The 21685-nt window shown below is 57.6% G+C and carries 20 protein-coding genes and 1 pseudogene; 3 read left to right on the forward strand and 18 right to left on the reverse strand.

Translation table 11 applies throughout. The annotated features are described in order from the left end of the window. Nucleotides 1–54 precede the first annotated feature (54 nt). Nucleotides 55–603 (forward strand): AAA family ATPase, encoded by a 549-nt coding sequence (locus ABVT35_RS02875; RefSeq protein WP_368464770.1) that lies wholly within the window; start codon nt 55–57, stop codon nt 601–603. 298 nt (nt 604–901) lie between these two features. Here the strand turns inward: ABVT35_RS02875 and ABVT35_RS02880 are convergent, their stop codons facing one another. Genes ABVT35_RS02880 through ABVT35_RS02900 form a run of 5 tightly spaced genes read right to left on the reverse strand, consistent with a single transcriptional unit; the run spans nt 902 to nt 7413 of the window. Further along, nucleotides 902–1717: a hypothetical protein gene (locus ABVT35_RS02880; RefSeq protein WP_368464771.1), complete on the reverse strand. Its 816-nt coding sequence runs from the start codon at nt 1715–1717 to the stop codon at nt 902–904. Beyond that, nucleotides 1714–3453 (reverse strand): AAA family ATPase, encoded by a 1740-nt coding sequence (locus ABVT35_RS02885; RefSeq protein WP_368464772.1) that lies wholly within the window; start codon nt 3451–3453, stop codon nt 1714–1716. Before ABVT35_RS02885 ends, ABVT35_RS02880 begins: the two co-directional genes overlap by 4 nt. A 5-nt stretch (nt 3454–3458) precedes the next feature. Next, on the reverse strand, nt 3459–5069 hold the full coding sequence (locus ABVT35_RS02890; protein ID WP_368464773.1) for a restriction endonuclease subunit S: 1611 nt from the start codon (nt 5067–5069) through the stop codon (nt 3459–3461). Next, on the reverse strand, nt 5066–5998 hold the full coding sequence (locus tag ABVT35_RS02895; protein ID WP_368464774.1) for a GIY-YIG nuclease family protein: 933 nt from the start codon (nt 5996–5998) through the stop codon (nt 5066–5068). The genes ABVT35_RS02890 and ABVT35_RS02895 overlap by 4 nt, the downstream gene beginning before the upstream one ends. Further along, nucleotides 5995–7413, reverse strand: coding sequence for an N-6 DNA methylase (locus tag ABVT35_RS02900; RefSeq protein ID WP_368464775.1), 1419 nt, complete (start codon nt 7411–7413; stop codon nt 5995–5997). Before ABVT35_RS02900 ends, ABVT35_RS02895 begins: the two co-directional genes overlap by 4 nt. A gap of 361 nt (nt 7414–7774) precedes the next feature. Here ABVT35_RS02900 and ABVT35_RS02905 point away from each other — a divergent pair, with 361 nt between their 5' ends. Then, a complete protein-coding gene (locus tag ABVT35_RS02905) occupies nt 7775–8044 on the forward strand; it encodes an usg protein (protein WP_368464776.1) in 270 nt (89 codons plus the stop codon). Between the two features lie 82 nt (nt 8045–8126). Here the strand turns inward: ABVT35_RS02905 and ABVT35_RS02910 are convergent, their stop codons facing one another. From ABVT35_RS02910 to ABVT35_RS02945, 8 genes and pseudogenes are all read right to left on the reverse strand, one after another. Beyond that, nucleotides 8127–8279: a hypothetical protein gene (locus ABVT35_RS02910; protein ID WP_368464777.1), complete on the reverse strand. Its 153-nt coding sequence runs from the start codon at nt 8277–8279 to the stop codon at nt 8127–8129. Between the two features lie 146 nt (nt 8280–8425). Next, a pseudogene (locus tag ABVT35_RS02915) lies at nt 8426–8623 on the reverse strand (XdhC family protein); the annotation flags it as partial. Between the two features lie 163 nt (nt 8624–8786). Beyond that, nucleotides 8787–8939 carry a hypothetical protein gene (locus tag ABVT35_RS02920; RefSeq protein WP_368464778.1) on the reverse strand — a complete coding sequence of 51 codons (153 nt, stop codon included), beginning with the start codon at nt 8937–8939 and terminating at the stop codon, nt 8787–8789. A gap of 128 nt (nt 8940–9067) precedes the next feature. Continuing rightward, nucleotides 9068–9871, reverse strand: coding sequence for a xanthine dehydrogenase accessory protein XdhC (xdhC, locus tag ABVT35_RS02925; RefSeq protein ID WP_368464779.1), 804 nt, complete (start codon nt 9869–9871; stop codon nt 9068–9070). Nucleotides 9872–9873: 2 nt separating this feature from the next. After that, nucleotides 9874–12204 carry a xanthine dehydrogenase molybdopterin binding subunit gene (gene xdhB / locus ABVT35_RS02930; RefSeq protein WP_368464780.1) on the reverse strand — a complete coding sequence of 777 codons (2331 nt, stop codon included), beginning with the start codon at nt 12202–12204 and terminating at the stop codon, nt 9874–9876. 3 nt (nt 12205–12207) lie between these two features. Then, entirely contained in the window at nt 12208–13689 is a 1482-nt protein-coding gene (gene xdhA / locus ABVT35_RS02935) for a xanthine dehydrogenase small subunit (protein ID WP_368466260.1), read from the reverse strand. Nucleotides 13690–14024: 335 nt separating this feature from the next. Continuing rightward, entirely contained in the window at nt 14025–14867 is an 843-nt protein-coding gene (locus ABVT35_RS02940; protein ID WP_368464781.1) for an alpha/beta fold hydrolase, read from the reverse strand. A 39-nt stretch (nt 14868–14906) separates the two neighbouring features. After that, nucleotides 14907–15338, reverse strand: coding sequence for a hypothetical protein (locus tag ABVT35_RS02945; RefSeq protein WP_368464782.1), 432 nt, complete (start codon nt 15336–15338; stop codon nt 14907–14909). Between the two features lie 27 nt (nt 15339–15365). Here ABVT35_RS02945 and ABVT35_RS02950 point away from each other — a divergent pair, with 27 nt between their 5' ends. Then, on the forward strand, nt 15366–15983 hold the full coding sequence (locus tag ABVT35_RS02950; protein ID WP_368464783.1) for a helix-turn-helix domain-containing protein: 618 nt from the start codon (nt 15366–15368) through the stop codon (nt 15981–15983). Nucleotides 15984–16056: 73 nt separating this feature from the next. On the opposite strand, the gene hutU is transcribed toward ABVT35_RS02950, so the two are convergent. From hutU to hutI, 5 genes are read right to left on the reverse strand one after another with little or no spacing between them, the layout of a single operon-like run. Beyond that, nucleotides 16057–17730, reverse strand: a complete 1674-nt coding sequence (hutU, locus tag ABVT35_RS02955; RefSeq protein ID WP_368464784.1) for a urocanate hydratase — start codon at nt 17728–17730, stop codon at nt 16057–16059. Nucleotides 17731–17747: 17 nt separating this feature from the next. Beyond that, on the reverse strand, nt 17748–18110 hold the full coding sequence (locus tag ABVT35_RS02960) for a hypothetical protein (protein WP_368464785.1): 363 nt from the start codon (nt 18108–18110) through the stop codon (nt 17748–17750). Between the two features lies 1 nt (nt 18111). Next, the gene (gene hutG, locus ABVT35_RS02965) at nt 18112–18921 is read right to left on the reverse strand and encodes an N-formylglutamate deformylase (protein ID WP_368464786.1); all 810 of its coding nucleotides are present in this window, start codon (nt 18919–18921) and stop codon (nt 18112–18114) included. Beyond that, complete coding sequence (gene hutH / locus ABVT35_RS02970; protein WP_368464787.1) at nt 18921–20471, reverse strand: histidine ammonia-lyase; 1551 nt, start codon at nt 20469–20471, stop codon at nt 18921–18923. Before hutH ends, hutG begins: the two co-directional genes overlap by 1 nt. Beyond that, entirely contained in the window at nt 20468–21673 is a 1206-nt protein-coding gene (gene hutI / locus ABVT35_RS02975) for an imidazolonepropionase (protein WP_368464788.1), read from the reverse strand. Before hutI ends, hutH begins: the two co-directional genes overlap by 4 nt. Nucleotides 21674–21685 lie beyond the last annotated feature (12 nt).

Here is a 21685-nt window from a genome sequence, read left to right on the forward strand (position 1 = left end):
CAAGAGCCGTTTCGGGGCGTTGTCCGCAGAGCTTGTGGCCGTTAGCATCGCTGCATGACAAAGACGGCGATTCTTGTGGGTGGACTGCCTGCGAGCGGCAAGACGACGGTGGGCTGGACCGTTGCGCACCTCCTTGATATCCCGTGCCTCGACAAGGATGATTTCCTTGAAGAGCTGTTCGAGCAGCGGGGTATCGGCGATCAGGCATGGCGGCGCCAGTTGAGCAACGAAAGCAACGATTTGTTCGAAGCCGAAGCAAGGCGGTACGATTTTGTCGTCCTGGTCTCGCACTGGCAATCGGCCGCAACACCAGGATCGGGAACACCCACGGCCTGGGTGAAAGAAGCGTTTCAGCGGATCATCGAGTTAAACTGCATCTGCCCGCCGGATATCGCCGCAAGACGCTTCACCGGCAGAAACCGCCACCCGGGACATCTCGATGCGGAACGCACCTATGACGAAGTCGCTGCCTGGATGAGCGGCATGGCGGAGGGCTATCCGCTGGGTGTGGGCCGGCTGGTCAATGTGAGGACCGACATCGGGATTGGCGAGGCGGCGCTGATTACCGAGATTCGGTCATTGCTGGTTGTCGGGGCCGGGTAGGACTGTGGCGACGGATTTCTTGGTTTCCAATCGGACCACCGTGCCGGTGCTCATGTGGGAATTTTGTAAACTATTACCGCAATTCGCCGGTTGGCGGTTTAATGACCGTTTTGGGGGGGAAGCGGCCGTTCCCTGCATTTAGCACAAATGTCTGCTCCGGGGCCAATTGCAGAACGATTGGTACTAGCAGTGGTATGAGGAAAGTTGTCCTTTGAAGGGCCGCGTCCAGCAGTCAGAAACAGCAGATGCTACTAAAAAAGTAACGGCAATCGATTTTACGGGCTCCGCAGCCGATCAATCAAGCTTCAAGCAAGGTTTGAATCCAAGGGTGTTCACTGGCTCGCTCAGCACGCAAAAGAAAGTGCTTCTCGCCGCTGTACTCAGTTGATCGGTCCATTGCCGCAAGAATCTCCGCAGCCTTTTGCTTGAAACGCTGATGGCCCGCTGGCCCTGTTCCTATCTTCAAGTAAAGCTGTTTGGTTTCTTGAACTAACTGGACAAAACGAACAGCCTCAGCATGTCGCGCCTTGCAAGTTGGTTCATGATGCAGATGAAAAATCTCAATCGATGCCTCAACCCGTTGTTTCTCGACCGCAACCTGAGAAGTTGAGCAAGGTTTCCCATTTTCGAGCTTGCAGCCGAGCAGCCTCCAATCAGTAGGATCACAAGGGTCGAGGAGAACGGGCTGTTCTTCGTCACACGGCCCCTCAGTGTAGACCCTTTTTGATTCATCAAGCAGAGGGAAGCGGTCAGCTTTTCCTCCCTCGGTGTCGCCCTTCACATTTACTCGACGCTCATTGCAGAACCTGCAGGAGTAGCGAAAATTTCTAAAATCAAATGCCAACCATCGATAGCCGGAGTGAGGGTTTGTTGCGTCATGGACTCTACCTTTCGGGCGGTAGTGATCGACCGCATTATCGTCACGCGAACACCTTGTTTCACAATACCAGCATTTCTCATCAGGGAATAAGTCGGCCAGATTGTGTTTGAGATCTCTCCAAACGTCAGCATGGTCATCTGGATTATCACCAGCCTCTACAGCTGTTTTTGCTGCAGCGGCTCTTGCGAGCCAGTCATCAGGGAGCACAAGAAGATTGAGATTAATGCTTCTCACTCGCTCGCCTCGGTGTCGGATGCTTCCGCTTCGAGAAGTTCGGAGATGAGTCTTGTCGCAATCTCCTCCCGTTCGGAGCGAGACAACGAGACCGTGTTCTCGACCAACTCGTCAATTTCATCGGTCTCGAATCTTTCGCGCAATAGCGCCCCTCGAATTCGCAGATAGCGCGAGTATTCAGCATCGGGATGAAAGAAGCGAAAACCGAGGCGATCAAGCTTCTCATTGATGACATCGAGTGCAGCTTGCTGATCCTCGGTTAATTGCTCAAAGCCGGCATACATCCGTTGCTTTTCGAGTAACTCTTGAGTCGGCTGGTCAAGCGTTGATGCGATCCCAAACATGTCGCTGGTAACGATCGCAGCATAGCCCAGACCTTTAGGGTCCAACTCGGGATGCACGGCGATTATCTGGCGACCGTCTTCTGACTTTGACAAGCGAAGAATTTGGACTTGCTCTTTGACCAGTTCAGCAATTGCCATGGGGTTGTGAGTAGTCAGGAGAATATGGTTGTCGTCGCGCTCACCACCATCCTCACCCGCAAACCTCCGCAGATATCCTAGATAATCGACAGCCCAACGTGGATTGAGATGTGTGTCTGGTTCATCCAGGAGGAACAAGCTCTCACTTTCCGCGGTGAACCTGAGAAGACCGAGTACAGTGAAAAGTTGCTGCTCCCCCTCGCTTAATTCTCGAAAAGTGACTGTTCCGTCATCCCCTTTGAGGCGCACCTTAATGCGCACTTCCTCAATCAGCTGAGAAACATGGGTGCTTTCCAGGTCGCGAAAGAATTCCGCAGGTCTTTGCTCCCCGACCAGCTGTTTCAGTGACGCGATATCCTTCACAAACAGATATTTGAATTCGAGCTTCTTGTTGTTCCAAAGGGAAACTGGAACGCTTCTGCGGGTCTCGATAGGAGCAAGAGCGATATCTTGGAGGCGGCTCAGGAAATCAGCGACGACGCCTTTCGCATACCAAAATCTCGGGTCTCCCTCTTTCGAATTCCAAGGAGGCTGCCGAAGTACGAAGAGTACCGACTCAATCCCTTCCTCCGGATCAATGCCCAGATGGTCGGCCAGGAAATCGCGTACGTCGTCAGATTGCTGGATCAAAAATGCCAATAGGACAAACTGGCTATGTACAGGCAAGGCATAGAACAGACGCTTCAAGCCAGGATCCTTGCCTTGGCGGAGCTGCCTATCGAAGCCTTCCAGGTATGGCTTAAACACCTCGTAGAGCCGCTCACTCTCACCCGAGTAATAGGCGAAGACATAGTGGGGTAGGTGTTTGGCTGGCTCGTCGAAGAATGCCTTGAGCGATAGCTTCTTCCCTCTGAGCGCTGACGTTTCTGGCTCACCCTCTATGAAAGGCGTGAGCGTCCCGTCGCCTCTTGCTTCGCCTTCAGTAGCGACATGGATGATAAGTGGTTCCTGAGCGCGGTCAGGATCTGCGTCGACATTGATGTACAAAGTATCTTCGCCACTGCCCATTCGATAGCTCAAGTTGAATGCGATAACGGGTCTCTTGGGCTTGCTAGGTTTCTCGCTACTCTGAATTAGGTCGCGGAAAATGATTGTCAGTGCTTCGAGGACATTGGATTTCCCTGTCCCATTCCAACCGATGACAACAGTGATCCAGTGGTCCTGATCAAAGTCGATCGTGACGTCTTTCAGGTTCTTGAACCTATGGGTGGGGCTATCTTTTGGACTCCCAATCGTGATCTTATCCAAGCGCATGAGCGTTATGCTGCCTTCAAGCGAAGGCGATCGTGAAGCTTGCGTCCTTGCTTGTCGTTGACTGCCTCCGTCTCGAGTTTGCCATCTTTATCCAGACGCCGAAGCTCTGCGTACAGCGCTTCAATTTCTTCCGTTGAAGCGCCAGGCCCGATCCCGCAGCTCTGAAATGCGTCTTGCGCAGAGATCCAACCTCCAGCTTCTGCAAGAGCTTCTTGAAGGTTTTTTGCCATCGTTCTTGTCTCCCTAGGCGCCATTGGTATGCCAGGTTTGCGACCCCGTTTCTTTTTGGGTGCGGCGGCGCGCTCCGCTTTGAGGCGCTCGAGCAGCTCGCTGGCTGGCTCATCATTCGGATCTTGAGGCACAAGTTCGCCACGGAACGCCTTTTCGAGGATCGCGGCTTCAAGTCTGGGTAGTAGGCGTTCGGCAGCCGCATGATCGGTGGCCAAACGATCGAGCCAGCCAAACGCGGATTCAACTCGGCGAACGATTTCCTGTTGTTCGTCGATTGATGGCAACTCGAACCTGAAGGCTTTGAGTTGCTTCAGAGAAATTCTCGGCCGTGTCGCGCCGTGGACGGAATCTTTCAGAACATCATAGGTTTGAGGTGCAGCCAAACGGTACGTCAGAAATGCGGGCAGACATTGGTCCGTGTTCGGGCGGACGCAGAAGCAGTCGGCCTTGTTGATTGCGGTAGTCGGAAGATCGTCGGGGAGGCGACAAACTCTGATTTCTTCAGCAATGAAGGATGAGAAAAGGACATCATCTGCCTGGAGCGTGTGGCGCCTCAAGCCCTCATACTTCTTCTTGGAAATGTATGTTTCTTTTTCCCGGATGAAGGAGAGGCTTCCAATGTTTTCTAGCCTGACTACGCGAACGCCCTTCGCGACGTAATCGGCGGATTTCAGGTTTGATCCAAACGGGCCATCAAAGGTGGTCTCAGCTACCTCGTCAACGGTGACTTCATTCCATCCCTCGCGCTCGATGTTCTTCCGCCAATCCTTCGTCAGCTCGCCAAGAGCGGCCAATTCAAGTACGCGCCGCTTGTAGCGAGCGATGAGGATGGGGATTCGGTCTAGGTCTTTGCGGGCGCGGGCGGTGCGCTCGGTCAACCCATCCACCTTCGCTGCAATCCGACCCTGCTCGGGGAGCGGGGCGAGTGGGATTAGATGCTTCTTCAGCCAATCCGCAGGAACGCGCTGCTGCCCAACTGCACCGGACATAACCGCTTGCGCATCATCTCGGAACGTCTTTTGCCGTACATAATGCCACAAGTATTCAGGCTTTATTGTCCCATTGGTGCGGAAAACATGGAACTCTGTAGACCCCATGCCCGTACCATTCGTCAGGTTGCTGGCAACCGCTGATTTGCCGTTCTCCATGGAAGGCGTAATCTTGGCGAAGATGACATCCCCATCTCGGAAATGTGTGAATCCCTTCGAGACCTCATTATATGGTCTATCGATAGGTGTAGCTATTGTACCCGAGACTTCATCGACTGCAGCCATCGGCACGAACGACACCAAGTCATCGCCAGTCAGTTCTACGTCCTTTCGGGGATTGACCTCCGCAACTTCGCTGATCGGAGCATGTTCCCAAGTCTCAGGAAGAGCACTCAATGTTCGGCCTCGTCAGAGCTAATGCGTGCCTGTTGCCAGTCATGATACGTGCGTTTTTGCCCCTTCACCTTCCATTCGGTGCGGCCGTTGCTGTTACGATCAAGAACTACGGCTGCTGCGGCTGATGGACTGTTGAAACTGTACGGCTTGGCAAAAACGTGCTTCCCGTCAGCGCCAGGCACCAAGACACCCTGTTTGACCAGGTTCACTTTAAGGGTGCCGTAGCTCTGTTGAACATAGCCAGTGTCCATGAGCGCTTGCGAGCCCTCGAGGACGACAAACTCACCATCCTCCTCAACAGCTTCCGCACTAACGCCCGACTTGTGGCGAATTTCGAAAGTGGTCTCATGCGCGGTACGCTGCTCGACCGGTGTGCTCGCTTGTGCCACGGCACGTGGTTGCGGTTTCAGGAGGTCTAGTCCGACCACGGGCAGAATAATTTTCAGATTTGCGAGAAACTGCTCCATGTTGGCCTGGTCAGCCTCAGGCAGGCGACGGCGCTGACCAGCAGGGTTTGTTCCGTTGTCGAGCGTTACTCGGTTTGCATCTGACGCCATCTGAATCAGCCTGGCTTCCAGATACTCAACATGACCCTTGGACAAGTCATCATCGCTTGTCGTTACAGCAATCGCAGTTTCCCAAAATTCCCGCTGTTGGGCGCTCTGCTTGATCCTCTCGCGGACGCTATTTGCCGATCCTATGTAGGCCCGCGTCCCGCCTACGGCTTCGACGTCAGGTCCGGACAGAATGTAGATGCCGGTTCGGTCGAGTTCGGGCCGCGAAGTAAGCGCAGCAAAAGTGGTGCCAGTGGCGACGAATGTGAGGCCAGTCCAACCATGGATGGTGGCTTTGCGAAGACCGTTGGGCGTTCCGTCGACTAGAAACAGCTGGATGGTCCGGCCAAAAGATTGGGGCGATGGGCTGCTCATGCTTCAGCGTCCTCCGTCTCAGCTAGCCCTTCCGTCACGGCTTCGATCTCATCTATTGCGGACCTGAGGTGGCCCAAAATGGCCGCTGCAATGTCGTCGAGCTCGGTTAGGACTTCTTCGGCCTCTCCTTCGTCCTCACGTAGCCAACTAATGTCTAGATTGTCGTTTCTAGCGGCGATCTCCCCGCGCGTGAACTTGCGGAAGCGGCCTTCCTCGCCCTCATCCTTGCGCCTGGATTTGCCAAATGGATCATCGCCAAACGCCTTGATAAAGGGAGCAAAATCTTCATTGGTAAGGGGACGCGTTTTGCCGAAGCTCGGCATCTGCGCGCGCATGTCATAGAACCAAACCTCTTTGGTCGAGTTGGTCGCTTCCTCGCCGATCTTCGTGAAGAAGATCACGTTCGTCTTGACGCCTTGCGCATAGAAGATCCCGACCGGCAACCGCAAGATGGTGTGCAGGTAGCATTGATCCATCAGCCAGGTGCGAATTTCGCGTCCGACGTTTTCTTCAAACAGGACGTTGTCTGGCAACACGACGGCGGCTCGACCGCCGGCTGGCAAAGAATGAACGATGCGCTGAAGGAACATAAACTGCTTGTTAGATGTCCTGTAGGGTAAGTCATCTCGCCGTGCCCTTGCCCCTCCAACGCTGCTACCGAAAGGCGGATTGGCGATAATCACGTCGGGCGAAGTGAGCTCGTCGACATCATGTGTTAGCGCATCGCCATGTATGACTTTTCCGTCCATTCCGTGCAAAAACATGTTCATGAGGCACAAGCGGTACGTGTCCCCTTCGATCTCGACCGCTTGGAAGTGGGGTGGATTGCGAGCATAGGCAGCGTTATCGTATCGTTCGATGATGTATGTTTGTGCTGAAATGAGAAATCCGGCCGTACCGGCAGCTGGGTCTTGAATTGTCTCGCCCAGACCCGGTTGCAACACCTGGACCATCGCGTCCACTAACGGTCGCGGAGTGAAATACTGTCCGGCCCCGGAACGGGCTTCAGATGCATTGCGTTGAAGGAGGCTTTCGTAGACGGCACCGAGCCCATCCGAGAGCGCCTCATGCCAGTTGATCGCGTCGATACCCTCCACAACTTTGCGCAAATTCTCCTCATGATTGAACACCGTTGTCGGGAAACGGAAAATATCCCGGACTATTTGTTCTTTTGCATCTTCACCGAGGCTCGTCAGCATTTTGCGGTAGTAGCTTAGCATGTTGGAGTTGGGTTGTGAGGTTAAGTCCTTCCAGCGACGCCCCTCAGGCAGAAGGTCTTCCTTGCCGGCTTCAGAGGCCGCCTTCAAGAAGAGCAAATAGGTCAGTTCTGACAGATATTTATGATAGACTATTCCGTCGTCACGAAGCACGTGGCAAAGGGACCAGATCCGTTTCGATATTGCTGCGATAGACATGACTGCATGCTTACGATGCATCGACAGATGTCGCAATGATTTCGACGCTCCGATATCGTGTTAATCGAAGGGGACGAGCGCTACGACCGCCTTCGGACCCGCGTGCACACAGACTGAATGTCAGAAATGGGGCGCGAAGCGGACTTTGACTCCTAGAGGGTTTATCGGCAGCTAAGGGCCGCAAGCCGACGGGAGCCGAATGTCGGCCTGACGGATGGTGCACCACACGACCACCCCATCAGCACTCCTTCTCAATGAGTGCCAACAATCTGATTCAAAACAATAATTCGTGATACGCGTTGCGAAAAACGGTGATTCGCGAGATAATTGATTCGTTGAGAGGTGCATTCGGGAGGAGCGGATGATCACCAGTGAAATGGAGCTGATGCTGGCCGGGCACGGCCTGACAACGGCTCAAATCTTCTATCGCATGCCGGACTATCAGACGGTTATTCAGTCTTATCTCTGGCAGGAATACGATGTTGCCCCGGATTTTCCGAAACTCCACGGCTTTATCGATTTCTGGCAGGAAAACCTGGATGGTCCGATCCATTCGGTGCAGTTTACTCACCAGCATCTGATCAAGCCGGGTGAGTGGAAACGCGTCGACTGGGAATTCAAGCTGCATTAGCAGCCATTGCAAAAGGGGATGCGGCGGCAGACTGCAGGATAAAGGGCCTTGCGATTTCGAAGGCCCTTGCATCCAGGCGAGATCAGCTCGCCATGTATTGCCAGAATTTATAGGAGCGGTCGAGCTGCTCCAGGCGCTCGTGCTGACGCCCTGTCAGCCGGTCGCTATCGGCAACCAACTGCCGGATATCGGCATTGATCGCATCCATCCTCTGGCGAGCAACATATTTGATCATGTCATCATCCTTTCTTCGGTTAAGACGGCCCGAAACAAAGGGCGGGCCATCATTCGCAATTGAAAGGTGGGAACCAAATAAGGCAGTTGAAAATTAATTCGCGGTAATGTTTGGAGCGCCGGGAAGGGCACGCAACCAATGAGAACCGTCATGATTTCGGCGGCCACCAGTGCCGCAATAACCTGCAAGCGCTTGTCTTTCACATCGCTGCCGCCGATGAGGCAGACGAGACGATCGCAATCCGCCGGGTCGCCGTCGTTTTTCCGGTGCCGGCTATGATAGGTCGCCCGTTTGGTCTTGGAGCCGATCATGCCGACATGGGCGGCGTCTTCACGGGCAAGCGCGGTCTGGATAATGGTGCAATTCACCTACCAGCATCTGATAAAGCTGGGTGAGTGAAAACGTTTTGACCGGGAATTCAAGCTGCACCAGCGGCGGCAAATCGCAGCGGTGTATGTGCAAGATAAAGGGCCATGCGGTTAAGCAGGCCCTTTCATCCGAGCGGAATTAAGCCGCCATGTTTCGCCAGAATCTGTGGGCGCGGTCGAGCCTGTTAAGACGCTCTTCCTCAGCTCTGGTCAGAGCGTCCTGAACGTCGACCAGTTTGCGAATTTCACCATCGATCTGGTCCATCCTGCGGCGAGCAAAATCCTTAATCATGACAGTCTCCTTTCATGGTTTGAACAGCCCCGCATGGCACGGGACCATCCGTTCCATTCTTATGTTGGGAGAGAATGTGGCAGTTGAAAATTAATTCGCGTTCATGTTTGGAGCGCGGGGAAGGGCACTCAACCAAGCAGCGCGGTCATGATCTCGGCGGCCACCAGCGCCGCAATAACCTGCGGACGCTTGTCCTTGACATCGCTGCCGCCGATGGGGCAGACGAGGCGATTGCAATCGGCCGGGTCGCCGTCGTTTTTTCGGTGCCAGCTATGATAGGTCGCCCGCTTGGTCTTCGAGCCTATCATGCCGACATAGGCGGCGTCCCTGCGGGCAAGCGCGGTCTGGATAATAAGGAAATCAAGCGCGTGGTCGTGGGTCAGCACCACGAAGGCAGAACCCGGCGCCGCATCGCCAATGAGGCTTTCAGGTACTGCCGCAAGGCGCTTTTCAACGTCCGCCGTTGCCGTATCGAGTTCGTCCTGACGGGTTTCGACCAGGATCGCCCGCACGGGCAGCAGGCTGAGCGCCTGCGACAGCGCCTTGCCGACATGGCCTGCGCCGAAGATGTAAACCTGGGGCAGGGCGTCATCGTCCTTGCGGGCGCGCTCCTTGAGATCGTCGATGGATTTGCCGTCTAGCCGGTCGAGGGAAAGGGCAACGCGGCCACCGCAGCACTGGCCGATTTCCGGCCCCAGCGGAACGTTCATCTCACCGGAAGCCTTGCCGCTTTCAAGAAGATCGCGGGCCTGCGTGATCGCCATCATTTCAAGCTGTCCGCCGCCGATGGTGCCGAAAAGGCCCCTTTCGGAAACGAGCATCCACGCGCCGGTCTCCCTTGGCGTTGAGCCAAGTGCCTCGGCCACCTCGACGCGCACGACCGGACTGTTAGTGTCGAAAAACTGCGACAGCCGGTTTGCGCGCGAAGCCATGGTCAGGCCTGTTTCAGCCGTTCGACGGCCATCAGGATGCGCTCCGGCGTCGCCGGCGCATCGAGGCGTGGGCAGACGCGGTAATCGGCAACGCTGGCTGTCGCCATCGAAAGCGCTTCGAGCACGGAATTGGCCAGCATGAATGGGGGTTCGCCGACAGCTTTCGAGCGGCGGATGGTGCGCTCCCGGTTGGTCGACCAGGTGGCGAGCTGAACGTTGAATTCCTTCGGTCTGTCGGAGGCCAGAGGGATTTTGTAGGTCGACGGCGCATGGGTGCGCAGCCGGCCGTTGTCGTCCCACCAGAGTTCCTCGGTCGTCAGCCAACCCATTCCCTGAATGAACGCGCCCTGTACCTGGCCCATATCGATCGCCGGATTGAGCGAGCGGCCGACATCGTGGAGGATGTCGACGCGGTCGACATGGTATTCGCCCGTCAGCGTGTCGATCGACACTTCCGACACCGATGCGCCATAGGCGAAGTAGAAGAACGGCCGTCCCTGGCCCTTCTCACGGTCCCAGTGGATCTTTGGTGTCTTGTAGAAGCCGGCGGCCGAAAGCTGGATGCGGGCCATATAGGCCTGTTTGATGAAATCCGGGAACGGGATCAACTGGTTGCCGACCTGCACGTGGTTCGGAACGAATGTGACCTGATCTTCCGGTACGCCATAGTGCTCGCAGGCAAAGGCGACCAGCCGGGTCTTGATCTGATCGCAGGCATTGGCAGCGGCCATGCCGTTAAGGTCGGAGCCGGACGACGCGGCGGTTGCCGATGTGTTCGGCACCTTGCCGGTCGAGGTCGCGGTGATGCGGATGGTCTCGAGATCCACCTGGAATTCGTCGGCAACCACCTGCGCGACCTTGGTGTTGAGGCCCTGGCCCATTTCGGTGCCGCCATGGTTCAGGTGGATCGAGCCGTCCTGGTAGACATGCACCAGAGAGCCCGCCTGGTTATACCAGGTGGCGGTGAACGAAATGCCGAATTTGACCGGCGTCAGCGCGATGCCCTTGCGGATCACAGGGCTTGTCTTGTTGAACTCGATGATCGCCTTGCGGCGGGCCTGGTAATCGGACGAGCCTTCAAGCTCGCCGACAATGCGGGCAACGATGTTGTCCTCCACCGTCTGGTGGTAGGGGGTGACGTTGCGGTCGGTCTCGCCGTAGAAGTTCAGCTTGCGGATTTCCAGCGGGTCTTTGCCGACCGCATAGGCGATTTCCTCGATCACACGCTCGCCGCCAAGCATGCCCTGCGGGCCGCCGAAGCCGCGGAATGCAGTGTTGGAAACGGTGTTCGTCTTCATTGGCCGCGAGGTCAGGAGGACATTCGGCAGGTAGTAGCAATTGTCGGTGTGGAAGAGCGCCCGGTCGGTCACCGGCCCCGAAAGATCGGATGAAAAGCCGCAACGCGCGGCAAAGACCGCTTCCAGCGCCTCGATCCGGCCCTCGTCGTCATACCCGACCTCGAATTTCATGTGAAAATCATGGCGCTTGCCGGTCGCGATCATGTCATCGTCGCGATCCGGTCTGATTTTGACGGCGCGGTTGTGGCGCTTGGCGGCAATCGCAGCAATCGCAGCAAACTGGTTGCCCTGCGTTTCCTTGCCGCCGAAACCGCCGCCCATGCGCCGTGCATTGACGGTCACGGCATTCGACGGCGCATTAAGCGCGTGTGCCACCATGTGCTGGACTTCGCTCGGATGCTGGGTGGACGAATAGACCGTCACTTCGTCGTCTTCGCCCGGCACCGCCATGGCAATATGGCCTTCCAGATAGAAGTGATCCTGGCCGCCAATGCGCATTTCACTGGAAAGCCGGTTGGCGGCGGACTGCATCGCCGTCTTGACATCGCCGTTTTCCAGCTTCAGCGGCGGCGTGACATGCGGATAGTCCGCAGCCATGGCGTCGATAACATCCGTCTTGTGGTCGCGGTCCTCATATTCGATTTTCGCGAGCTGCGTTGCATTGCGCGCCGCCTCGCGGGTTTCCGCGATAACCGCATAGAGCGGCTGGCCGTAGAACTCGCAGTAGCCGTCGGCAAGCACCGGCTCGTCGTCTCGGGCCGTTGGGCTGATATCGTTGTGTGGGACGTCGGCGGCGGTCAGGACGTCGACAACGCCCGGTGCTGCGCGCACCGCATCCAGATCCATCGACTTGATCGTCGCATGGGCGCGCTCGGATAGCCCGAGATAGCCGTGCAGTGCACCGGCTGGCATCGGCATGTCGTCGATATATTCCGCCGCGCCGGTAACGTGTTTATGTGCTGAATCGTGCTGGCGCGGCGTATGAACGCCACCGGAAATTTCCTTGCTGCTGCGTGCGCTGACGGTCTGTCCCATGATTTATACCTCCGCCAATGCGTTAGCGTGCCGGACGACCTGCACGGCCTGTCCCTGCGTTTCCAGGAAGAACCGTTTTAGAAGGTTCTTGGTGGTCAGCATCCGGTATTCGGCCGATGCGCGCCAGTCGGTCAAGGGTGTAAAATCCTGGTCGAAAACGGCCATCGCCCTTTCGATCTCGGCTTCGTTCCATGGATTGCCGGTCAGGGTCTGTTCCACTGCCGTTGCTCGTTTCGGCGTTGCGGCCATGCCGCCGAATGCAAAGCGGGCGCTTTCGACGTTTCCGTCAGCATCGAGGCGGACGCGGAAAGCGGCGCAGACGGCTGAAATGTCTTCGTCGCGGCGCTTTGAAATCTTGTAGACGGCAAATTTGTCGCCTTCGGGCAGCTTCGGTATATGGACCGCTTTGACGAACTCGCCGGGAGCGCGGTCCTGTTTGCCGTAATCGATGAAGAAGTCTTCCAGATCGATGGTGCGGGTAGCGCTGCCCTTTTGCAGGGTGACACTTGCGCCGAGCGCAATAAAGGGCGGGGGCGTGTCGCCGATAGGTGAGCCGTTGGCGATGTTGCCGCCTACGGTTCCCATGTTGCGAACCTGCTCGCCGCCGATGCGGTCCCAAAGGCCGCCCATGGTCGGGATGCTTCGGGAAATCGCCTCGAAGGCATCGGTATAGGTCACACCCGCGCCGATGGTGATGCCGGTCTCGTCCTCAGTGATCGTCTGCAGATCGACAAGATTGCCGATGAAGACGGCCGGGGAGATGTCTCGCATATGCTTGGTCACCCAAAGCCCGACATCGGTCGATCCGGCAACCACGGTGGCATTCGGGTGAGCCTCGAGCACAGCGGCGAGATCGTCGGCGGATGCCGGAACGATTGTATCGCCTTCCGGTGAGCTGATTTCGACCCGGTTTCCGTCCTTGAGCTCGGCGAGTTTGCTGGTAATTGCCTCGTGGGTCACAACAAGCTTGTCGCCGCTATTGTCGGTGTTGCCAACCGCTTCAGCGGCGTTGAGAATCGCCTCATAACCCGTGCAGCGGCACAGATTGCCCTGCAGGGTCTTTTCGATGCGCTCGGCGTCGGCCTTGGGCGTTTCCAGCCACAGGCCATAAAGAGACATGACGATGCCGGGTGTGCAGAAGCCGCATTGAGAGCCGTGGAAGTCGACCATCGCCTGCTGCACGGGATGAAGCTTGCCGTTGAGATCGGCCAGGTGCTCGATGGTAACCACGTGGCAGGCATCGAGCGAGCCGACGAAGCGAATGCAGGCGTTGACGGATTCGTAAACCAGCCCCTTCGGTCCGATACGGCCGACGAGCACGGTGCAGGCGCCGCAATCGCCCTCGGCGCAGCCTTCCTTGGTGCCTGTCAGTTGCCTTTGCAGACGCAGATAGTCAAGCAGCGTGAGGGTCGGTGATACATTTTGCAGATGCACCACTTCACTGTTCAAAATGAAGCGAAGCTCGTTACGGACTGCGGTCGGCATGCCGTCTACTCCTCCCTCGATATTATTGGTCTGATCCATCCTACCTTTCTGAGCGGAAAAAAAACCATCTCGGGCGCAAAAAGACTTTCAATAAAACCTGGCAAATACCGGTTAGAGATCAAGGTTTGTTTGAAAATAATGGTGTGAGGGGCCTGAAGCGGCCTTTAAGACGCAACGGGTGTGCATCGGAATTGACGGATCTTTTTTTGCTGTAAACGGGCTTTTTCTGCCACACGGGCCCGTCATATCAGGCCCGCGCGCCAGTTCACATCTCATCTGAATATCTGTTACCGATCCCTTGCAGCCCGAACTGGGTGCGGAACCGGTGCGCCTTGCTACCGGTCGATAAAGGCTCGAATGGCTGCTGTGTATTCACCGGGGGCCTGGAACGATGCGAAGTGACTGGTGTCCTCCAGAACCAGCAGATCGGCGGATGGAATGAGCTCGGCAATCATTTTTGAGTGGTCCATCAATATTGCCTCGTCAAACTCGCTTTGCACGACCAGAGTCGGTACCGAAACCGATTTCAATGCATCGGCACCTCCGGGTTTCTCTGTTGCCCACATGGTGGAAACACCCTTCAGGAAATTGTCAAAGCCATCGGGTGTCGGCGACATCTTTGCAAAATCCGCAGCCATCATACCCACATAGCCGCCAAACACTTCATTCGTTTCAACCGACGGATCGATGCCATCCAGTGTTACGTTGCCCGCATGGGCAAAGTGGCTTGCCAGACGCTCCGGGTTGGTTTGCGATATCGAATAGCCGATATTCGCTCCGTCGGACCAGCCGACCAGATGCACCTTGTCGACACCCAGATGATCCATCAGCGCCATGTAATCAGCGGCAAGCAATCCGTAGGAATAAGCACTGCCGTCATTTGAGGATCGCCCATGGCCGCGCGTGTCCGCGACGATCACGGTATGATCCTTCATCAGGTCGGCGATCTGCGCGCTCCAGATGTCCGCATGCGCCAGCCCTCCGTGGATCATCAGGATCGGCGTGCCGTCATCGCTTCCGTATGTGGCGTAGTACATCTCAATCCCGTTTACGGGCGCTGTGCCGCTTTGTGTCGCAGCCGGCATTGCGGCGGGTTGCGGGATCGACATCCAGCGGTCCTGCGCCTGTGCCACGCCTGCGGTGAAGATGAGTGCAGCTGTCGCAATCACTTTCAGCATTTCATTCTCCCTTGGTACCTGGTTGGATTTGTTCTAGCCTCATCTTAGCGAGGATGTGGCCGATACCGTTAAGCGCAAAACGAAGCGCAGGCGGGAGTTTGAATGATGAAAAATGCAACAATATCTGCGCGTTGGTTCCCTTCTTGTGACATTAGCGCAAAACATGAGGCGATTGCGGACCGGATATTCACTGATTTTGATCAGCAGGCCGAACAGCTTGTCGGACACGATCAGTCCTATCTCCAACTGACTCCCGGTGCATTCAGCGGTCGCTTCCTTTCCGGCTTCTTCGGCAAAGATGTCGCAATCCACATGGAATATTGCAATCAGGCGCTGGAACAGGAGGTCAGCGGATCTCCTGGTAATTTCAGCATCGGGATATTGTTGAGCAATCGCCGGTGCTTTCGCGTCAATGGCATGGAAATGACAGGCGACAATGTGTTCATCCTGCCTCCGGACGGCCACCTTCATGTATTCAGTCCTGTTGACGGTGCTATCATGGCGATCATCATCAGGCGCGAATTGCTGCTTGGGCATCCCGGATTGGCTTCGAAAATTGCTGATTGGATGGACGGTTTGACGAACCATGTGGAGATGCTGCATGCACCGCGGCTTGCGCAAAGACTCCGCGAAGATGCCGTTTCAGCTCTCGAAAGCGCGTCTCAGGCCAGGACCGAGGCGTCCCGTGACTTGATCGGGCGGGCACTGGTGGCCAGTATCGTCGCAAAGCTCACATTGGAATGGAGCGGCCCGCCGACCGCCAACGAATTCACCGCCGCGAAATCCTACGAGCGGTTTCAGGAATGCCGCCCGCTGCTCATTTCCGACTGGAAGCGGTTCAGCAGCACCGCCGCGTTCACAAAGTCGGTGCGGGCGTCGCGGCGGTCCGTCGAGAACGCATTTTCCGAGAATGCGCAGGTCGGACCGCTTGGATACCTTCGTATTTTCCGGCTCCATCAGGTCAGACGTCAATTGGTCAATCCCGACTGTTTTCACCTCAGCATCGGCGATATCGCTGCCGAGCACGGCTTTTGGGACTGGAGCCGGTTCTCAAATCACTATCGCCGCCATTTTGGTGAACTGCCGTCGGAGACCAGACGCGAACTGACCATGTGAATTTAGCCCCGGTAGGGTATAGCGTAGAAACGGGACGGACGATCCGTCCCGTTACCTGGCGGTCGGCAAAGATCTAGTTGCCGAGGATCCCCGGCAGGCGCAGGCCGTTTTCGCGGGCGCATTCGATGGCGATGTCGTAGCCCGCATCGGCGTGGCGCATGACGCCGGTCGCCGGATCGTTCCACAAAACCCGGCCGATGCGCTCGGAAGCCTCGTCGGTTCCGTCACAGCAGATCACCATGCCGGAATGCTGCGAAAAGCCCATGCCAACGCCGCCCCCGTGATGCAGGCTGACCCAGGTGGCACCCGAGGCGCAGTTTAACAGCGCGTTCAGCAGCGGCCAGTCGGATACGGCGTCGGAGCCGTCCTTCATGGCTTCTGTCTCGCGGTTGGGCGAGGCGACTGAACCGGAATCGAGATGGTCGCGGCCGATGACGACCGGCGCTTTCAACTCGCCGCTCTTGACCATCTCGTTGAAGGCGAGGCCGAGGCGGTGGCGCTGTCCGAGCCCGACCCAGCAGATGCGGGCGGGAAGGCCCTGGAAGGCGATGCGCTCGCGGGCCATGTCGAGCCAGTTGTGCAGGTGCTTATCGTCCGGGATCAGTTCCTTGACCTTCTCGTCGGTGCGGTAGATGTCCTCCGGATCGCCTGACAGGGCCGCCCAGCGGAACGGTCCCACGCCACGGCAAAACAGCGGCCTGATATAGGCCGGCACGAAACCCGGAAATGCGAACGCATCCTCGAGGCCTTCGTCGAAGGCGACCTGGCGTATATTGTTGCCGTAGTCGAGCGTCGGAACATCCATGTTGCAGAAGTCGACCATGGCCGCGACATGGATTTTCATCGATGCCCGTGCGGCCGCTTCCACTGCCTTCGGATCGCTCTCGCGCTTTTCGTTCCATTCGGCAAGGGTCCATCCGAGCGGCAGATAGCCGTTGACCGGGTCATGGGCGGATGTCTGATCCGTGACCATGTCCGGCCGTATGCCGCGGCGCACGAGTTCGGGAACAATGTCAGCCGTATTGCCGAGCAGACCGACCGATTTAGCTTGGCCAGCTGCCGTCCAGCGCTCGATCATTGCAAGCGCCTCGTCCAACGTCTCGGTCTTTTCATCGAGATAACGGGTACGCAGCCGGAAGTCGATCCGGTCAGGATCGCACTCGACGGCAAGCATGCATGCCCCGGCCATGGTCGCGGCGAGCGGCTGTGCGCCACCCATGCCGCCGAGCCCGCCGGTCAGGATCCACTTGCCTTTCAGATTGCCGCCGTAGTGCTGGCGGCCGGCCTCGGCGAATGTCTCATAGGTGCCCTGGACGATGCCCTGGCTGCCGATATAGATCCACGAACCGGCCGTCATCTGGCCGTACATCATCAGGCCCTTCTTATCGAGCTCGTTGAAATGGTCCCAGTTGGCCCAGTGCGGCACGAGGTTCGAGTTGGCGATCAGCACGCGCGGGGCATCCGCATGGGTGCGGAAAATGCCGACCGGCTTGCCCGACTGCACCAGCAGGGTCTCGTTGTCTTCCAGCGTCTTCAGGCTGGCGACGATCTTGTCGAAGGCATCCCAGTTGCGCGCTGCGCGGCCGATGCCGCCGTAAACGGTCAGTTCATGGGGGTTTTCTGCCACATCGGGATGCAGATTGTTCATCAGCATGCGCATCGGCGCTTCGGTCAGCCAGGATTTTGCGCTGATTTCGGGGCCTGTCGGCGGGTAGATGTCGCGAATATTGTGCCGCGGGTCACTCATTGTCTTGTTCCTTGCAATCACTGTGCTTTCGGCATGATGAAATTGATCGTTTTGTCGCCTAGCTGGGCGTCAACCCAGATAATGCGATCGGGGCTTTCGCTCTCGCTCTTTTCGAAATGGACTTCGTAGCAGCGCCACGCGCCTGACGGCGGCCAGGTGGAGCAGTAAAAATCGCCCCGTACCCGCCATCGGCCGTTGCTGACCCGCCCGTCTTGCGTAAAAACCGTTCCGCCATCGGCGGCAAAGGTCTGCTTGATCGAACCGATCGACGCGGTGATTTCGGGAAGCAGGGAGGCGATTTCCTTGCCGGATAGCCGGCGTTCCTCGGCCAGGGCCGGGATGCTGACGAAAAGCACGATCAATGTGGCGAGAACGCGCATATCAATCCTTCCCTTCTGCCGCTTCCAGCGCCCAGCGCTCGATGCCTGAAAGGACATCGCCAAGAGGCTTCCTCAGGCGGCCCGATTTTTCCGTATCGAGATCGTAGGGATGGGCTTCCGTTTCCAGATGGGTCCTTTGCGCCAGTTCCATCTGGATCGCATGGACGCCGGTTTGCGGCTGACCATAGTGACGGGTTGTCCAGCCGCCCTTGAAGCGGCCATTGAGGACGCTTGTATAGCCTTCCGCATTGCCGCAGATATCAGCCACAATTCTTGTTATTTCGGGCGCGCAAGTCGTGCCGCCATTGTCGCCTATATTGAAATCGGGAAGCGTTCCTTCAAAAAGGAATGGCACGACGGAACGGATAGAGTGGCAATCGTATAAAACGGCAATGCCGTGTTTTTCGCGCACCCGCTCGATTTCCGCGGTCATTGCCGCGTGATAGGGCGCATGAAATGCCTTGCGCCGTGCTTCGATCTCCGCGTTGTCCGGCTCCATGCCTTCGCGATAAAGCGGATTATCGTCGAAATCGATGAGCGGGCACAGCGTTGTCGTGTTCTGTCCCGGATAAAGGCTCTTGCCCGACGGATCGCGATTGGCGTCGATGACGTAACGGTGGAAGGTCGCCCGCACGGTGGTCGCGCCTGGCAGCAAGTTCTTGTAAAGGCGGTGGATGTTCCAGTCGGTATCGGTCAGCGCCCGGCCGGTTTCGTTGAGCTTTGCCCAGATGTCATCAGGCACATGAAGGCCGGTATGCGGTAGTCCCAGGATAACGGGGCTGTCGCCCCGGACAACGTCAACCGGTTCCATCAGGCTGCCTCCGTTCCGAGCGGCGCGACAAGATCGATGCCGCATCGATCGACCAATGTGCGGTTTCGCACAAGTACAGCGGCGCTTTCCAGATCACCGGCGAGGTAGCGGTCGTCACCCAGCGCTTCGACCTCCTGGCGCAATCCGTCGATCGCATTCTGCAGTGGCGCGCTGGTTTTCAGCGGAGCACGGAATTCGACACCCTGCGCGGCGCACAGAAGCTCGATGCCGAGGATGCGTCCGAGATTATCGTTCATATCGGCAAGCCGACGCGCGCCATGGGCCGCCATGGAGACATGGTCCTCCTGATTGGCGCTTGTCGGCGTACTGTCGGTCGAGCAGGGATTTGCACGCTGCTTGTTTTCGCTCATCAGCGCCGCACTGGTCACTTCCGCAATCATCAGCCCCGAATTCAGGCCTGGCTCCGGTGTCAAAAACGGCGGCAGATCGAAGCTCAGCGTCGGATCGACCATCAGCGCGATACGCCGCTGCGAGATGGCGCCGATCTCGGCAATCGCCAGTGCAATCTGGTCGGCCGCAAATGCCGTCGGTTCGGCGTGGAAATTGCCGCCCGAAATCACGTCGCCCGTATCGGTGATGACCAGCGGGTTGTCGGTGACCGCGTTTGCCTCGATCTCCAGGGTGGTGCCTGCCTGACGCAGAAGGTCGAGACATGCGCCGGTCACCTGCGGCTGGCAGCGGATGCAGTAGGGGTCCTGCACGCGCGTATCGCCTTCGCGATGGCTTTCGCGGATTTCAGAGCCGTCCATCAGGTGACGGATGGCCGCCGCCGCCTCGATCTGGCCGCGATGGCCGCGCAGCGTGTGGATTTCCGGTCGCGTCGGCGCGGTCGAGCCCATGATGGCATCTGTCGACAATGCACTCACCAGAAGGGCATTTTCAGCACAACGCCAGGCTTCAAAAAGCTCGGCCAGCGCATAGGCGGTAGAAAACTGGGTGCCGTTGATGAAAGCGAGGCCCTCTTTCGGGCCGAGCGCTATCGGTGCAAGCCCAGCGGCTTCGAGCGCCGCGCGGCCGGACATGATCTCGCCGCCGAATTCGGCCTCGCCTTCGCCGATAACGACCGCAGTCATGTGGGCGAGGGGGGCCAGATCGCCCGATGCGCCAACCGACCCTTGTGCCGGAATGATAGGCGTAACCTTGCGCTCCAGCATCTGCTCGACGAGAGCAATCAGCTCCCAGCGCACACCGGATGCGCCGCGGCACAGCGACAGGAGCTTGAGGATCATCATGAGGCGGACAATGCGCTCGGGTATCGCCGGTCCGACACCGCAGCAGTGCGACCGAATGAGGTTGCGCTGCAACGTGGCGGTATGCCGGGGTGCGATCTTGACACTTGCCAGCTTGCCGAAACCCGTATTGACCCCATAGATCGGCTCGTCGCTGCCTGCGACCGATTCGATCAGCGCGGACGCAGTATCGACCGCGGCGCGGCATGCCGGGTCGACGGCGACCTGTGCCTTGTTCCAGTAGATGTCTTCAAGTTGATGCAGCGACATGTTTCCGGGCTGCAGGACGACGGCACTCATGACAGGTCTCCCACAATACGCTTGGCCAGCGGATTATAACCGATGCGGTAGGAAAGTTCCGCCGGGTGAGCGACGTTCCAGACGGCAAGCTCGGAGCGTTTTCCCGGTTCGATCGTTCCGCTATTGGTCAATCCGAGTGCGCGGGCGGCTTCCCGCGTTGCGCCTGCCAGCGCCTCTTCCGGCGTCATGCGGAAAAGCGTGCAGGCCATGTTCATCGACAAGAGCAGTGATGTGACGGGAGAGGAGCCCGGATTGCAATCCGTCGCGACCGCCATGCCGACACCGTGCTTGCGGAAAAGATCTATCGGCGGCTTTTGTGTTTCGCGCAGCGTATAAAAGGCGCCCGGAAGCATCACGGCAACGCAGCCGGCGGCTTTCATCGCCGCAACGCCTGTCTCGTCGAGATATTCGAGATGATCTGCCGAAAGTGCGTTGAAGCGCGCAGCTAATTCCGCCCCGCCGAGATTGGAAAGCTGCTCGGCGTGCAGCTTGACCGGAAGCCCAAGCGCGCTTGCCTTTTCAAACACACGCTCGATCTGCGCCGGCGTAAAGGCAATGCCTTCGCAAAACCCGTCGACGGCGTCGACAAGGCCTTGCTCATTGGCCGCCTCGAGGGCGGGAATGCAGACCTCGTCGATATAGGCGTCCGGCTGGCCCTTATATTCGGGCGGAACCGCATGGGCGCCGAGAAAGCTGGCGCGCACGCGAACGTTCCGCTCGGCGGCAACCAACCGGGCCGTCTTCAGCATCCGCAGTTCGGTGTCGACATCGAGCCCGTAGCCGGATTTGATCTCGATTGTCGAAACGCCCTCGGCAAGCAGATGATCGACACGGTTGAGAGCGGATGCGAGCAGTCTTTCTTCGCTTGCCTCACGCGTTGCCGAAACAGTCGAAATGATGCCGCCGCCGGCGCGCGCTATTTCCTCGTAGGAGGCACCTTCGAGGCGCATTTCGAATTCACGCGCCCTGTTTCCGCCTGCAACGATATGGGTGTGACAGTCGATGAGGGCAGGCGTAATCAAACGCTCCTCCATATCTTCTGCCTCCAGCTGCCGAAATTGCGCCGGTAATTCGCCAGCCGGACCCACCCAGGCTATCTTGTCGTCTTCGACGGCCAGCGCACCATGTTCCACAAGCCCATAGGCAGGTGTTCCGCCAGCCATCGTTGCGATTGTTGCATTTGTCAGGACAAATTCGGCCATGGGTGAATTTCT

It is taken from the genome of Hoeflea sp. TYP-13, assembly GCF_040932035.1.
GTDB lineage: Bacteria > Pseudomonadota > Alphaproteobacteria > Rhizobiales > Rhizobiaceae > Hoeflea_A.

What these genes read in the sequence shown, in the direction of transcription:
- ABVT35_RS02875 (WP_368464770.1), top strand. Translation starts at nt 55, where the DNA reads ATGACAAAGACGGCGATTCTTGTGGGTGGACTGCCTGCGAGCGGCAAG.
- ABVT35_RS02885 (WP_368464772.1), bottom strand. Translation starts at nt 3,453, where the DNA reads ATGCGCTTGGATAAGATCACGATTGGGAGTCCAAAAGATAGCCCCACC.
- ABVT35_RS02895 (WP_368464774.1), bottom strand. Translation starts at nt 5,998, where the DNA reads ATGAGCAGCCCATCGCCCCAATCTTTTGGCCGGACCATCCAGCTGTTT.
- ABVT35_RS02900 (WP_368464775.1), bottom strand. Translation starts at nt 7,413, where the DNA reads ATGTCTATCGCAGCAATATCGAAACGGATCTGGTCCCTTTGCCACGTG.
- ABVT35_RS02905 (WP_368464776.1), top strand. Translation starts at nt 7,775, where the DNA reads ATGATCACCAGTGAAATGGAGCTGATGCTGGCCGGGCACGGCCTGACA.
- ABVT35_RS02910 (WP_368464777.1), bottom strand. Translation starts at nt 8,279, where the DNA reads ATGATCAAATATGTTGCTCGCCAGAGGATGGATGCGATCAATGCCGAT.
- ABVT35_RS02920 (WP_368464778.1), bottom strand. Translation starts at nt 8,939, where the DNA reads ATGATTAAGGATTTTGCTCGCCGCAGGATGGACCAGATCGATGGTGAA.
- xdhC (WP_368464779.1), bottom strand. Translation starts at nt 9,871, where the DNA reads ATGGCTTCGCGCGCAAACCGGCTGTCGCAGTTTTTCGACACTAACAGT.
- xdhB (WP_368464780.1), bottom strand. Translation starts at nt 12,204, where the DNA reads ATGGGACAGACCGTCAGCGCACGCAGCAGCAAGGAAATTTCCGGTGGC.
- xdhA (WP_368466260.1), bottom strand. Translation starts at nt 13,689, where the DNA reads ATGCCGACCGCAGTCCGTAACGAGCTTCGCTTCATTTTGAACAGTGAA.
- ABVT35_RS02940 (WP_368464781.1), bottom strand. Translation starts at nt 14,867, where the DNA reads ATGCTGAAAGTGATTGCGACAGCTGCACTCATCTTCACCGCAGGCGTG.
- ABVT35_RS02945 (WP_368464782.1), bottom strand. Translation starts at nt 15,338, where the DNA reads ATGAAGGTGGCCGTCCGGAGGCAGGATGAACACATTGTCGCCTGTCAT.
- ABVT35_RS02950 (WP_368464783.1), top strand. Translation starts at nt 15,366, where the DNA reads ATGGCGATCATCATCAGGCGCGAATTGCTGCTTGGGCATCCCGGATTG.
- hutU (WP_368464784.1), bottom strand. Translation starts at nt 17,730, where the DNA reads ATGAGTGACCCGCGGCACAATATTCGCGACATCTACCCGCCGACAGGC.
- ABVT35_RS02960 (WP_368464785.1), bottom strand. Translation starts at nt 18,110, where the DNA reads ATGCGCGTTCTCGCCACATTGATCGTGCTTTTCGTCAGCATCCCGGCC.
- hutG (WP_368464786.1), bottom strand. Translation starts at nt 18,921, where the DNA reads ATGGAACCGGTTGACGTTGTCCGGGGCGACAGCCCCGTTATCCTGGGA.
- hutH (WP_368464787.1), bottom strand. Translation starts at nt 20,471, where the DNA reads ATGAGTGCCGTCGTCCTGCAGCCCGGAAACATGTCGCTGCATCAACTT.
- hutI (WP_368464788.1), bottom strand. Translation starts at nt 21,673, where the DNA reads ATGGCCGAATTTGTCCTGACAAATGCAACAATCGCAACGATGGCTGGC.